General features: G+C 71.5%; 11 protein-coding genes. 9 read left to right on the top strand and 2 right to left on the bottom strand.

Annotation, left to right across the window (positions count from 1 at the left end):
• The first annotated feature begins 5 nt into the window (after positions 1-5).
• From QL985_RS02360 to QL985_RS02320, 9 genes are all read left to right on the top strand, one after another.
• Positions 6-737, top strand: a complete 732-nt coding sequence (locus tag QL985_RS02360) for a glutamine amidotransferase (protein ID WP_259919240.1) — start codon at positions 6-8, stop codon at positions 735-737.
• Positions 738-1128: 391 nt separating this feature from the next.
• Positions 1129-1890, top strand: coding sequence for a YebC/PmpR family DNA-binding transcriptional regulator (locus QL985_RS02355; protein WP_039101125.1), 762 nt, complete (start codon positions 1129-1131; stop codon positions 1888-1890).
• Positions 1891-1894: 4 nt separating this feature from the next.
• Positions 1895-2575, top strand: a complete 681-nt coding sequence (ruvC, locus tag QL985_RS02350) for a crossover junction endodeoxyribonuclease RuvC (protein WP_259919242.1) — start codon at positions 1895-1897, stop codon at positions 2573-2575.
• Between the two features lie 294 nt (positions 2576-2869).
• Positions 2870-3511, top strand: a complete 642-nt coding sequence (gene ruvA, locus QL985_RS02345) for a Holliday junction branch migration protein RuvA (protein ID WP_259919245.1) — start codon at positions 2870-2872, stop codon at positions 3509-3511.
• Positions 3512-3513: 2 nt separating this feature from the next.
• Positions 3514-4614, top strand: a complete 1101-nt coding sequence (gene ruvB / locus QL985_RS02340; RefSeq protein WP_019309306.1) for a Holliday junction branch migration DNA helicase RuvB — start codon at positions 3514-3516, stop codon at positions 4612-4614.
• A gap of 112 nt (positions 4615-4726) precedes the next feature.
• Positions 4727-5299, top strand: coding sequence for a preprotein translocase subunit YajC (locus QL985_RS02335; protein WP_239358420.1), 573 nt, complete (start codon positions 4727-4729; stop codon positions 5297-5299).
• Positions 5300-5394: 95 nt separating this feature from the next.
• Positions 5395-7383, top strand: coding sequence for a protein translocase subunit SecD (secD, locus tag QL985_RS02330; protein ID WP_290147552.1), 1989 nt, complete (start codon positions 5395-5397; stop codon positions 7381-7383).
• Positions 7380-8414: a protein translocase subunit SecF gene (secF, locus tag QL985_RS02325; protein ID WP_290147550.1), complete on the top strand. Its 1035-nt coding sequence runs from the start codon at positions 7380-7382 to the stop codon at positions 8412-8414. Before secD ends, secF begins: the two co-directional genes overlap by 4 nt.
• Positions 8415-8574: 160 nt before the next feature.
• A complete protein-coding gene (locus QL985_RS02320) occupies positions 8575-11040 on the top strand; it encodes a bifunctional (p)ppGpp synthetase/guanosine-3',5'-bis(diphosphate) 3'-pyrophosphohydrolase (protein WP_290147548.1) in 2466 nt (821 codons plus the stop codon).
• A 172-nt stretch (positions 11041-11212) separates the two neighbouring features.
• Here QL985_RS02320 and QL985_RS02315 read toward each other — a convergent pair whose 3' ends face one another.
• Together QL985_RS02315 and QL985_RS02310 are read right to left on the bottom strand one after the other, a co-directional pair.
• Positions 11213-11863: a type IV toxin-antitoxin system AbiEi family antitoxin gene (locus QL985_RS02315; protein ID WP_121566905.1), complete on the bottom strand. Its 651-nt coding sequence runs from the start codon at positions 11861-11863 to the stop codon at positions 11213-11215.
• A 124-nt stretch (positions 11864-11987) separates the two neighbouring features.
• The gene (locus QL985_RS02310) at positions 11988-13277 is read right to left on the bottom strand and encodes a DUF349 domain-containing protein (RefSeq protein WP_121566906.1); all 1290 of its coding nucleotides are present in this window, start codon (positions 13275-13277) and stop codon (positions 11988-11990) included.
• Positions 13278-13494 lie beyond the last annotated feature (217 nt).

The following is a 13494-nucleotide window of genomic DNA, read 5'->3' as shown; positions in this document are numbered from 1 at the left end:
ACACCGTGGCTGAGAACACCTCCGGGCCGCTGCGCATCGTGCAGCTCTACCCCCGGGACATGAACATCTACGGCGACTGGGGCAACACCCTGACCCTCAAGCGCCGCGCCGAGCGCTACGGTCTGGACACCGAGATCGTGGACTACGACCCGGGTGATCCGTGGCCCGAGCACGCCGACCTCTTCGTGGGCGGCGGTGGCCAGGACTCGGGGCAGTTCCGCGTGGCCGAGGACCTCGCGGCCGTGGCGCCCCGGCTGCACGAGGCCGTGGAACGCGGCGTGCCCATGCTCGCGATCTGCGGGCTCTACCAGCTCTTCGGCCGCAGCTTCCGCACCGGGGCGGGGGAGACCCTGTCCGGGATCGGGATCTTCGACCTGGAGACCGTGGCCGGCACCGAGCGGCTGATCGGCAACATCGTCACCGAGTCCCCGGAGCTGGGCCGGATCGTGGGCTACGAGAACCATTCCGGGCTCACCCGTCTGGGCGCGGGGCAGGAGCCCCTGGCCACGGTCGTCTCGGGCGCCGGCAACAACGGCGAGGACGGCACGGAGGGAGCCCGCACCCACAACGTGCTCGGCAGCTACCTGCACGGCTCCCTGCTGCCCAAGAACCCGCGCGTGGCGGACTTCCTGCTCGCCCAGGCCCTCGCCCTGCGCGGGGAGTCCCTGCCGGAGGTCGGCCCGGACGACACGCTGGCGGAGCGCGCCCGCGAGGTCGCGGCCTCCCGGCCCCGCTGACGGATCGGGGGACGACGACGCCGCTCGCGGCCGTACCTGCCGTGGCTCGCCCGGCGGGCCCCGGCCGTTCGGCAGGGGGCGGGCATGCGGCGTCGTCATCCTGCGTGCCGCGGCGGCCTGCCGAACCGCGGCCACCAGAGTCGCGGCGTCGGCCGCCCGCGGCCCTCACGGGGCGAGCGCGCGGCGTCGTCGACCGAGCCTGTCGCCGCGGCGAACCGTGTCCCCGCACCGGCGGCTCGGCGAGCACCTGCGGCACCGCAGGGCCCTCTGGGCGGTGCTGGGGCGTGCCCCGGTGTGACAGGGCACGGGGCGCGCTCGGTATCATGGCAGTCAATCCACCACCGCGTCCGGCCCGAGCACGGCCGGACGCACTCTTTCGAGGAGGTCATCCATGTCAGGTCACTCCAAGTGGGCCACGACCAAGCACAAGAAGGCGGCGATCGACGCCAAGCGCGCCAAGGCGTTCGCCAAGTACATCAAGGGCATCGAGGTCGCGGCGCGCATGGGCGGCGCGGACACCTCCGGCAACCCGGCGCTCGAGCTCGCGGTGTCCAAGGCCAAGAAGAACTCCGTGCCGAACGACAACATCGACCGTGCGATCAAGCGCGGAGCGGGCCTGACCGGCGAGACGATCGACTACACCGAGATCCTCTACGAGGCCCGCGGCCCGCAGGGCACCGCGCTGTACATCGAATGCCTGACGGACAACAAGAACCGCGCGGCCTCCGAGGTGCGCGTGGCCGTGACCCGTCACGGCGGCACCATGGCGGACTCCGGCTCGGTGGCGTACCTCTTCGAGCGCAAGGGCGTGGTGGAGGTGGCCAAGACGGACGGCCTCACCGAGGACGACGTCCTGATGGCCGTGCTCGACGCCGGCGCGGACGAGGTCCTGGACGAGTCGGACGTGTTCGAGGTGGTCAGCGAGGCCACGGACCTGCCCGCGATCCGCGCGGCGCTGGACGAGGCCGGTCTGGAGTACAACAACGACGACCCCCAGTTCCGGGCCACCATGAGCGTGGACCTGGACGCGGAGGGCGCCCGGAAGTTCCTCAAGCTCGCGGACGCGGTCGAGGAACTGGACGACGTGCAGAACGTCTACTCCAACGCGAACATCCCCGCGGACGTGATGGCCCAGCTCGAGGACGACGAGTAGGCCCGTGGCCCGTCCGCAGGCGGCAGGCTCCCAGCGCGTGCTCGCGGTGGACCCCGGTCTCACCCGGTGCGGCTTCGCCGTGGTGGACATGTCCGCCCAGCGCACGGGCACGTTCGTGCACGTGCAGGTGAGCGGCTCGCGCGCCCACGAGGCGCTCGAGCACCGTGTGCTGACCATCATGGAGGCCGCGGACGAGCTCATGGAGCGCTTCCGCCCGGACGTGGTGGCGGTGGAGCGCGTGTTCGCGCAGAACAACGCGCCCACGGTCGTGGGCACCGCCCAGGCCACCGGCGTGGTCATCGCGGCGGCGGCCCGGCGCGGCATCCCGGTCGCGTGGCACACCCCCTCCGAGGTCAAGGCCGCGGTCACCGGGGACGGCTCCGCGGACAAGGAGTCCGTGAACCGGATGGTCGTGCGCATCCTGAAACTGGACGCCCCGCCCCGCCCGGCCGACGCCGCGGACGCGCTCGCGCTGGCCGTGTGCCACGGCTGGCGCGGCGGGGTGGCAGGGATGAACGCGGTGGCGGCCACCTCCACCCACTCCGGGTCCCGTCCGTCACGGTCCACCGGCACCACCGGTACCACCGCGCTGACACCGGCCCAGCAGGCGTGGCGCCGGGCGGAGTCGGCCTCGCGTGCTCCGGGGGCCCGCGGCGGCAGCCCCGCACGGGGCAAACGCGGCTGAGAGGGGCGCGCGGCAGACTCCATCGGCCTATCCGCGGTCGAGCGGGACCGCCGCCGGCTGCACCGTTCTCGCCTGCCACGGTGCCCCACGGGTGGCGGTGGTCCACGCCCCGTTGCACTGTCCCCCCGCCGTGGCGCCCCCGTTGGTACAGTGGCCCAGAACCGTTCGCACACGTGTTCGAATCCGACGCGGCACTTGCCGCGCCCGAGCGCCGGGGCAGCCGCCCCCGCACCACCCAGCCCCCGGAACCGGTGGGCGCACGAGCCCGGCCCCGGCCGGGAGAGGGGAGCAGTCGTGATTGCCTCGGTGACCGGTGAGGTGGCCTTCGTGGGCGCCACCCTGGCCGTGGTGGAGGTCTCGGGCTTCGGCATCGAGGTCCACGCGAGCCCGCACACCCTGTCCGGTCTGCGGGTGGGAGCCACCACGCGGCTGCACACCGCCTACATCGCCCGAAAGGACGAGGCCCCGCTGCTGTTCGGCTTCGCCCAGGCGGACGAGAAGGAGATCTTCTCGGTCATGCTGGGAGTCTCCGGCGTGGGGCCGCGCACCGCGCTCGCCGCCGTCTCCGTGCTCGGGCCCGACGACGCCCGCCGGGCCATCGCGGCCGGGGACGACAAGGCGTTCACGGCCGTGCCGGGCATCGGGCCGAAGTCCGCGCGGCGGATCGTGCTGGAGCTCGCGGACAAGCTCGTGCTCCCCGAACCTCCCGTGCAACAGGCTTCCCAGCCGCAGATGCCGGTGTGGCGGGACCAGGTGGTCGATGCCCTCACGGGCTTGGGGTGGAACGAGAAGGACGCCGTCCGCGGCATCGAGGACGCCCTGCAGACCCAGCCCGAGCTCGGTGACTCCGGCAACTTGGCCGAGATCCTGCGCGCCGTCCTGTCCTGGCTCGGTACCTCCAAGGGCACCACGCACGCGCCCACCGGGAGGCGCTGAGCATGGCTGTGGAGGAGCGCGGGGCCGCGGGGCGGCAGCGCCTCGTGGGCGCCGAGGGGGACTACGACGACCAGCAGCTGGAGGCGTCGCTGCGGCCGGGCACGCTGGACGACTTCGTGGGGCAGAAGCGTGTGCGCGCGCAGCTCTCGCTGGTGCTCGAGGCGTCCAAGCTGCGCGGGCGCACCGCGGACCACGTGCTGCTCTCCGGTCCGCCGGGTCTGGGCAAGACCACCCTGGCGATGATCATCGCGGAGGAGCTGGAGGTCCCGTTGCGGATCTCCTCGGGCCCCGCCATCCAGCACGCGGGGGACCTCGCGGCCATCCTCTCCTCCCTGACCCACGGGGAGGTGCTCTTCCTGGACGAGATCCACCGGATGTCCCGCCCGGCGGAGGAGATGCTCTACATGGCCATGGAGGACTTCCGCGTGGACATCGTGGTGGGCAAGGGCGCCGGCGCCACCTCCATTCCCCTGGACCTGCCACCCTTCACGCTGGTGGGCGCCACCACCCGTGCCGGTCTGCTGCCCGGACCGCTGCGGGACCGCTTCGGTTTCACCGGGCACCTGGAGTTCTACTCGGTCCCGGAGCTCGAGCTCGTGCTGCGCCGCTCCGCGGGGCTGCTGGACCTCACCATGACCTCCGAGGCCTTCACGGAAGTGGCTTCGCGCTCGCGCGGCACCCCCCGCATCGCCAACCGGCTGCTGCGCCGCGTGCGGGACTGGGCACTCGTGCACGGTGTGGAGCGCATCGACGCCCGCGCCGCCGGGGCCGCGCTGGACATGTACGAGGTGGACGCCCGCGGGCTGGACCGGCTGGACCGCAACGTGCTCTCAGCGCTGGTGGGCAAGTTCAACGGCGGCCCGGTGGGCCTGTCCACGCTGGCCATTGCGGTGGGGGAGGAGACCGAGACCGTGGAGACGGTCGCCGAACCCTTCCTGGTCCGTGAGGGCCTGCTCGGCCGCACGCCCCGGGGCAGGATCGCCATGGCCGCGGCGTGGGAGCACCTGGACCTGGAGGTTCCCGAGCACGCCGCGTTCAAGGATCCCTCCCTGAGGTCCGCGCTCGCCGCAGACCCGTCACCGGGAGATGCATCCAGCGGGTGACCAGATCCATCCCCTAAGCTGGGAGGAATTCGTGTGTGGGCCCGTATCGGCACCGGTGTGTCCCGGGGTCCGTGCACCCGAGTCCCTCATCCCTCGACAGATCGGATTCTCCGTGACCATCCTCGCAGAGACCCAGCAGGCAGCCACCGGCGGCGGGAGTGCCTGGTTCCTTCCCGTCATGCTCCTGGCCATGGTGCTGCTGCTGTGGCTGCCCATGCGGCGACAGAAGAAGGCCCAGGCCGAGATGAAGACCAAGCAGGCCAGCATGGGCCCCGGCACACAGGTGATGACGAGCTTCGGGCTGTTCGGCACCCTGCACGAGATGGACCGCGAGAACAACAAGGCCGTCCTGGAGATTGCCCCGGGCCAGCTCGTGACCGTCCACTCGCAGACCGTGACCACCGTGGTGGACGAGACCCCGGAGACGGACTCCGCAGAGCACCACGCCGCCCAGCTCCCCGCCGACGGCTCCACCGCCGCACACGCCGAGCAGGACGCCGTTTCCACCCACGGCACCGCGGCCGAGCACGACGCCCCGATGCACGACGACCCGACCCGCGGCACCTCCTCCCACGGTGACGTCACAGGCGGCTCCGCTCCCACGGTTGACGGCGTGGACCGCACCGAGCCCGGGAACGGGACCGACCCCCGCGGCCGCGGCGAGCACGGCAACCCCACCATCTGACATCCCCCCGATGAGAGACGGGCCGAGGACCTCGGCCCGTTTCTCATGTGGTGGCCGGCGTGCGCGTCCGGTCACGGTCTCCTCGAAGGACGGCAATGGCAGCACAGAAGAAGAGCTCGGAGACCTCGGAGTCTCCGAAGGCCTCGACGTCATCCCGGCGGCGGCGCAAGGGCTCCGCCGAGGACTCCGGCTCCGCCCGGAAGTCCACGTCGTCACCCCGGACCAGGAAGCCCCGCACCGGGGCCGCCGCGGCGGCGGCCAGGGCCCGCGGGTCCCTCGTGGCCCTGGTGGCGGTCATCGCCCTGCTGGCCGGGCTGCTGGTGTACGGCGTCACGACCGACCGCACCGGCTGGGCCCCCAAGCTCGCCCTCGACCTCGAGGGCGGCACGCAGATGGTGCTCACGCCGTCCCTGCAGGGGGAGCAGGCGGGGCAGGAGATCACCCAGGAGCAGCTGGACCAGGCGGTGGAGATCATCCGCCAGCGCGTGGACGGCGCGGGTGTCTCCGAGGCGGAGATCACCACCCAGTCCGGCAACAACATCGTGGTGTCCCTGCCGGGCACGCCGTCCGCGGAGACCCGTGAGCTCATCCAGACCTCGGCGCAGATGGCGTTCCGGCCGGTCATCGTCACGGGCCCGGGGGAGGCCACCCCCAAGGAGCAGCGCACGGACCCCAAGGACGTGCCCAAGGCCAAGTCGGCCCCCGAGAATTCCTCGGACCCCCGCTGGATCACCCCCGAGCTGTTCGCCCAGTACGAGGCCCTCGACTGCAGCGCACCCCAGCCGCAGAAGGAGCGGGAGACCCAGCCGCAGGACAAGGCCACCGTGGCGTGCGATCCCCAGGGCAACGCCAAGTACATCCTGGGCCCGGTGGAGATCCCCGGCACGGACATCGACGACGCCTCCTACGGCCCGGCCACGAACTCGCAGGGCAACGCCACGGGCGGCTACGCGGTGAACCTCCAGTTCAACGAGCAGGGCACCGAGACGTTCAAGCAGCTCTCGGAGCGGCTCTACGGCTACGGCCAGGGCGGCCAGCAGGACCCCCGCTCGCAGTTCGCGATCGTCCTGGACGGCTCGGTGGTCTCCGCGCCCACCATGAACTCCGTGATCTCCGACGGCAAGGCCCAGATCACGGGTGACTTCACCGAGGACGAGGCCAAGTTCCTGTCCGAGCAGCTGAAGTACGGCGCGCTGCCCGTCTCCTTCACGATCGAGTCGGAGCAGCAGGTCTCCGCGACCCTGGGCAGCAACCAGCTGCAGATGGGCATCATCGCCGGTCTGATCGGCCTGGCGCTGGTCTGCATCTACTCGCTGTTCCAGTACCGCTGGCTGGGCCTCGTGACCATCGCCTCGCTCGTGGTGGCCGGTGTCATCACCTACCTCGCCATCACTCTGCTGGGCTGGGGCGCCAACTACCGGCTGTCCCTGGCCGGCGTGGCGGGCCTCGTGGTCGCGATCGGTCAGACGGCGGACTCGTTCATCGTGTACTTCGAGCGCATCCGCGACGAGATCCGGGCCGGGCGCACCATTCCCGCGGCCGTGGACCACGGCTGGCAGCGGGCCCGTCAGACGGTCCTCGCCTCCAAGGCCGTGAACCTGCTGGCCGCGGTGGTGCTGTACTTCGTGGCCGTGGGCAACGTGCGCGGCTTCGCGTTCACCCTGGGCCTGACGGCCATCGCGGACCTCATGGTCGTGTTCCTGTTCACCCACCCCGTGATGGTGCTGCTGGCACGCACCCGGTACTTCGGATCGGGCGCCAAGAACTCGGGGCTCGACCCCGAGGCCCTCGACGCCGTGCCGCTGTACCGCGGCGCCGGCAGGATTCGCACGCCGGAGGACTCGGACGGTCTCACGATCGCCGAACGACGCCGCCGCGCTGCCCAGCAGAGCAGCGGCACGGAGACCGCCGCGCACCCCACCACCGACGGCACGGAACCGCGCGACGGCGCCGCGAGCGCGAGTGGTGCGGGCAGCGGCACCGGGGCCGGCGCGCCCACGGCTGATGCGGCGTCGCCCACCGAGGACACCGACCGGGCGGGTTCCTCCGCCGTTCGCACCGACCCCCAGGAGGACCAGCGATGAGCAACCGTCTCGCGCGTTTCGGCAACGACCTGCACAGTGGTCGCACGTCCTACCCCTTCGTGCAGAAGCGTGGTCTCTGGCTGGCTGTGAGCCTCGCCCTGGTCGTGGTCTCCATCCTGATTCCCGTGGTCAAGGGCGGCTTCAACCTGGGCATCGACTTCACGGGCGGGTCCGAGTTCACGGTCTCCGGTGTGGAGAACCCGGACGTCTCCGTGGGGGAGCGCGCCGTGGCGGACACGGCGGGCACGCAGGAGGCCACCGTGACCAACATCGCCCCCGGCACCGTCCGGGTGCAGACCCAGCAGCTGGACGACGACCAGACGCTCGCGCTGAAGCACGAGCTGCAGGACGCGTACGGGGTGGGCGAGGACCAGGTCACCTCCACCTTCGTGGGTCCCACGTGGGGTCAGGGCGTCACGCAGCAGGCGCTGTGGGGTCTGCTCGTGTTCGTGGCGCTGGCGCTGGCGCTGATGGCCCTGTACTTCCGCACGTGGAAGATGTCGGTCTCCGCGATCGCGGCAATGCTGACCACGATCGTGATCACCGCGGGGATCTACGCGCTCGTGGACTTCGAGGTGACGCCCTCGGCGATCATCGGCTTCCTCACGGTGCTCTCCTACTCGCTGTACGACTCCGTGGTGGTCTTCGACAAGGTGCGGGAGAACACCTCCGGGCTGCTGGACGGCACCGCGCCGGGGGAGCGGAAGAAGCGCACCTACGCGGAGCAGGTGAACCTGGCCGTGAACCAGACGCTGGTGCGCTCGATCAACACGTCCGTGGTGGGCATCCTGCCCGTGGGCTCCATCCTGTTCATCGGTGCCTACCTGCTGGGTGCGGGAACGCTCAAGGACCTCTCGCTGTCCCTGTTCGTGGGCATCATCGTGGGCACGCTGGCCACCCTGTTCGTAGCTGCGCCGCTGTACTCGTGGCTGCGGGACCGTGAGCCCGCCGTGCGGCAGCAGAGCCGGGAGGTGCTCGAGCAGCGCACCACCGACGCGCCCCCGGTCAGCTCGGACCCGGTCTCCGCGTGAGACCGGGTGTCCGCCCCGACCCCTCGTCACCGCGAGCGCGGTGACCGTGGCCCCCGTGCACTGTGCACGGGGGCCACGGCCTTAGACTGGACCATCAGCCGCGCAGATCAGGCCCACCACGTCCTCGGCCACCGCGGCCACGCTAAGGAGGCGACGGATCATGTCTAGCCAGTCCGATCCCCGGGTCGACCGTGCCGCGGTGGACGTGTCCGCCTCCAGCGACGACCACGCCACCTCGGGTCAGGCGCCTGAGCGCGCGACCGAGCCGCTCCGCGCGCCGGCCCCGTCACGCAGGGCCGGAAGCACCCCCGCGGGCGGCACCCACTACGTGCTGCCGGCATCACGGCCGGTCTTCGGCCGCGCGGTCTTCCCCGGGCGCAGCGAGCGCACACGGTCCACGCTGTCCGTGCTGAGCGGGGAGTCCGTGCCCAGCTCGCCCATCCTGGTGCCCCTGCTGCGCACCGTGCAGAGCACCCACCCGGACGAGGACCTCACGGTCCTGGAACGCGCCTTCCAGGTGGCGGACGCCCACCACGAGGGTCAGAAGCGCAAGTCCGGGGACCCGTACATCACCCATCCCGTGGCCGTGACCACGATCCTCGCGGAGCTCGGGATGACCGGGGCCACGCTCGTTGCCGGGCTGCTGCACGACACGGTGGAGGACACCCCCTACACCCTGGACGAGCTGCGCGAGGAGTTCGGCGAGGAGGTCGCCGCGCTCGTGGACGGCGTGACCAAGCTGGACAAGATCCAGTACGGGGAGAACGCCCAGGCGGAGACCGTGCGGAAGATGATCGTGGCCATGGCCAAGGACATCCGCGTGCTGGTCATCAAGCTCGCGGACCGGCTGCACAACGCGCGGACGTGGCGCTTCGTGTCCTCCGAGTCCTCGGGTCGCAAGGCGCGGGAGACGTTGGAGATCTTCGCGCCGCTGGCCCACCGGCTGGGCATGAACACCATCAAGTGGGAGCTCGAGGACCTCTCCTTCGCCGCGCTGTACCCCAAGGTGTACGACGAGATCGTGCGCATGGTGGGGGAGCGCACACCTGAGCGGGAGCGCCACCTCGCGGAGATCCGGGGTCAGATCGCGGAGGCCCTGGAGGGCTCCGGGATTGAAGCCACCATCACGGGACGGCCCAAGCACTACTACTCGATCTACCAGAAGATGATCGTGCGCGGGAAGGACTTCGACGAGATCCACGACCTGCAGGCCGCGCGCGTGCTCGTGGACTCGGTGCGCGAGTGCTATGCGGCGCTGGGCGTGCTGCACGCCAAGTGGCGGCCGCTGCCCGGGCGGTTCAAGGACTACATTGCGATGCCCAAGTTCAACATGTACCAGTCGCTGCACACCACGGTGATCGGTCCGAACGGGCGCCCGGTGGAGATCCAGATCCGCACCCACGAGATGCACCGCCGCGCCGAGTACGGCGTGGCCGCGCACTGGAAGTACAAGGACAAGGTCAACCAGGCGAACTCCGCCACGCCCAAGGCCAAGGAGGGCGAGCTGAACTGGCTCAGCTCGCTGGTCTCGTGGCAGGAGGAGGCCAAGGACTCCTCGGACTTCCTGGACTCCCTGCGATACCAGATCAACACCGCCGAAGTGTACGTGTTCACGCCCAAGGGCGAGGTCATGGCCCTTCCCACGGGGTCCACCCCGGTGGACTTCGCCTACGCGGTGCACACGGAGGTGGGCAACCGCACGATCGGCGCCCGGGTCAACGGCAAACTGGCCCCGCTGTCCTCGCAGCTGCAGCACGGCGACCGCGTGGAGATCCTCACCTCCAAGTCCGAGCAGGCCGCACCCTCCCAGGACTGGCTCAAGTTCGTGGGCTCGCCGCGCGCTCGGACCAAGATCCGGCAGTGGTTCTCCAAGGAGCGCCGGGAGGAGGCGATCGAGCGCGGCAAGGAGCTGCTGACCAAGGCCCTGCGCAAGCACCACCTGCCGCTGCAGCGCACGGTGACGAGCGAGTCCCTGCTCGCGGTGGCCCAGGACTTCAACCGCGGGGACGTTGCGGCGCTCTATGAGGCCCTCGGCTCGGACGCGGTCAGCGCCCACCAGGTGGTCGAGAAGCTGCTGGAGCACCTGGGCGGTGCGGAGGGGACCGAGGAGGACCTGGCCGAGAACACCCGGGTCACCCAGCCCGTGCGCGCCGGAGCCACGGACGCGGGCGTCGTGGTGCAGGGAGCCTCGGACGTCTACGTGAAGATCGCCCGGTGCTGCACCCCGGTGCCGCCGGACGAGATCGTGGGCTTCGTGACGCGCGGTTCCGGGATCTCCGTGCACCGCAGGGACTGCGCGAACATGAAGGTGGTCCCCGAGGGCGACGACCGCGTCAAGGACGTGGCGTGGGCGCCCACCCAGTCCTCCCTGTTCCGTGTGGAGATCCAGGTGGAGGCGCTGGACCGCAAGTCCCTGCTGTACGACGTGACCCGGGTGCTGTCCGAGAACCACGTCAACATTCTCTCCGCGCAGGTCCACACCTCCCGGGCGCGCCTGGCGATCTCCCGGTTCTCGTTCGAGATGGGGGACACCCGCTACCTGGACCACGTGCTGAACCAGGTGCGGCGCATCGACGGCGTGTACGACGTGTACCGCGTGTCGGGCCACCGCCCCGTCGCCTCCTGAGGGAACGCGCGGTGGGCGCTCGCACCCCCCTGGGCCCTCGTACCCCGTGGCCGCCAGCGGTGCCGCGGTGCCCGCGCCAGGTCTTGCTGAGCGCACCCTGCTGACCGCCCCCCGCCGGCCTTGGCACCTCGCACGGGCATGCGCCCGCCGAGCGCCGCCGGGGCGCGGCACTTCACGCCGGGGCGCGGCCGCTGCGTGGCGCCGCGGTGGCCCCGCCGAGCGCCCGGTCGAGCTTGCGCACCCTGGCCAGGGCGGCGCGGCGGCCGGGGGTTTTGGGCATCGTCTCCAGGTCACGGATGAGCTGGGCGGACGAGCACGACAGCCGGTCGTGTCCCAGCATGGCCAGCAGGGCGGCGTCGCCGGGAGGTCCCGGAACGTGCAGCGCCAGGTCCAGCGCGGTGCGCCGCGGTGTGGTGAGCGTAATGCCGTGGTGGGCCACCAGGTCCTCCGGGGCGAAGCTCGTCTGGTGCAGCACGATCCCGGCGGGCACCGTGGTGGTGGTGCGCGCGGACTTGTCCACGAGCACGGGCACGGGATCCGGTTCCGGTGCGCACCGGTAGAACCACGCGGCCCCCATCCGGCCGAGGACACCCCGGCGCTGCAGGTGACCGGGCAGGACCCGCCCCAGGACCGCGGCACGAATGCCGTGGGAGACGGGCTGCCACGCGTGCACGTGCGCGCCCAGCAGCTCACGGCGCAGCACACCGTCCACGGTCATGGCGTGCAGCTCGGCCCGGCTGAACGGGTGGCCCGGGAGGAACACGGTGACCGCGGCGTCGTGCCGGGTGCCAGTGGCGGGCGGCGGGGGTGCGAGGGACGTCATGCCCCCATCCCACCGCACGGCGCGGCCCCGTGGCAGGGAAGCCGGGCACCTGTGGAGAACGGACGGGCAGCGCCCCCGCACCGTTCGGTGCGGGGGCGCTGGTGACGCGGGGTCGAGGCTGAGCTCAGCCGAGTTCGGACGCGGAGGCCTGTAGCGTGGCGAGCCACTGCTCGCTCGTGGCGAGGTCCTTCTCGAGGGACGCGGCCTTCTTCTCGTTGCCCGCGGCCCGGGCGGCCTCCACAGCCGCCCGCTGGTCCGCGATCTTGTTCTCCAGCTGGGACAGCATGGAGTTGGAGCGGGCCTTGGTCTCGGGGTCGGTGCGCCGCCACTTCTCGTCCTCGGCCTTCTTGACGGCGTCCTCCACGGAGCGCAGCTCGTTCTCCACGCGGCGCATGTGGGCGCGGGGCACCTTGCCCGCCTCCTCCCAGCGCTGCTGGATGGACGCGAGCTGCTTCTTGGCTGCGGCCAGGTCCTTCACGGGCAGGATCTGCCTGGCCTCCGTGAGCAGCTGCTCCTTGACCTTCAGGTTGCCCTCGAACTCCTTGTCGATCTGCTCGTTCGCGGCCGTGCGGGCGTCGAAGAACACGTCCTGGGCGGCGCGGAACCGGGCCCACAGGGCGTCGTCGTCCTTGCGGGACGCGCGCGGGGACTGCTTCCAGCGGTCCATGAGCTCGCGGTACTTCCCGGCGGTCTCGCCCCAGTCCGTGGACGAGGAGAGCGCCTCGGCCTCCGCGATCAGGGCCTCCTTGACGCGCTTGGCCTTGGCGTTGGTCTCGTCCAGGGACGAGAAGAACGCCTTGCGGTGCCGGTCGAACGTGGTGCGCGCCTTGCGGAAGCGCTTCCACAGGGCGTCCTCGTCCGACTTGGACAGCCGACCGCCCGACTTCTGGTGCTCCTGCCACTGCGAGAACAGCTCGGCCATGCGGGAGGACGAGTGCTTCCACTGCGTCTTCTCCGGGTCCTGGCCCGCCACCTTCTCGGCCTCCTCCACGATGGCGGTGCGCCGCGCGAGCTGCTCCGCCTTGTGGGCCTTCGCCTCCTCGCGCTCACGGTCCAGGGCCACGCGGATCGCGTCCTCGAGCGTGTCCAGGCGGGTGGAGAGGTCCACGAGGTCGCCCACCATGGTGTGCGCGTCCACCTGCTCGCGCACGTGCGCCACGGTCTTGCGCATCTCACCGGCCGGAGCCCTGGCCGCGATGCGCTGCTCGAGCAGCGCGACCTGAGCCTCGGCGTCGTCGAACTTGCGCGCGAAGTACGCGAGCGCCTCGTCGGGGGTGGCGTCCGGGAACTGGCCGCACTCGTGCTCCGCGTCCCGCACGGTCACGTACACGGTGCCGTTCTCGTCCGCACGGCCGAACTTCCTGGCGCGTGCCACGGACTCGGCCGGGGCGAGGGCGGGGTGTGCGGCGTCCACCGGGTGCGACGCGCCCGGAGCGTGGGGAGCGGGCGGCGCCTTGGGAGCCGCCGGGGGCTTCGGACCGGCCTGGGGCTTCGGAGCGCCCGAGGGGTGGGGCGCGGCCGGAGGCTTGGGCGCAGACGGAGCCTTCGGGGCCGGAGGATCCTGGGGCGCGGGCGCTCCCGTGGGGGCCGGTGCAGCCGCGGGTGCGGGCGGCTCGTGAGCAGGACGCTCG

The organism is Kocuria sp. APC 4018 (genome assembly GCF_030407675.1).
Classification (GTDB): domain Bacteria; phylum Actinomycetota; class Actinomycetes; order Actinomycetales; family Micrococcaceae; genus Kocuria; species Kocuria rhizophila.
This window is presented reverse-complemented; position numbering and strand designations above follow the sequence as displayed.

Coding starts and splice junctions, on each gene's coding strand:
- QL985_RS02355 (WP_039101125.1), top strand. CDS start 1,129: ATGTCAGGTCACTCCAAGTGGGCCACGACCAAGCACAAGAAGGCGGCG.
- ruvB (WP_019309306.1), top strand. CDS start 3,514: ATGGCTGTGGAGGAGCGCGGGGCCGCGGGGCGGCAGCGCCTCGTGGGC.
- secD (WP_290147552.1), top strand. CDS start 5,395: ATGGCAGCACAGAAGAAGAGCTCGGAGACCTCGGAGTCTCCGAAGGCC.
- secF (WP_290147550.1), top strand. CDS start 7,380: ATGAGCAACCGTCTCGCGCGTTTCGGCAACGACCTGCACAGTGGTCGC.
- QL985_RS02320 (WP_290147548.1), top strand. CDS start 8,575: ATGTCTAGCCAGTCCGATCCCCGGGTCGACCGTGCCGCGGTGGACGTG.
- QL985_RS02315 (WP_121566905.1), bottom strand. CDS start 11,863: ATGACGTCCCTCGCACCCCCGCCGCCCGCCACTGGCACCCGGCACGAC.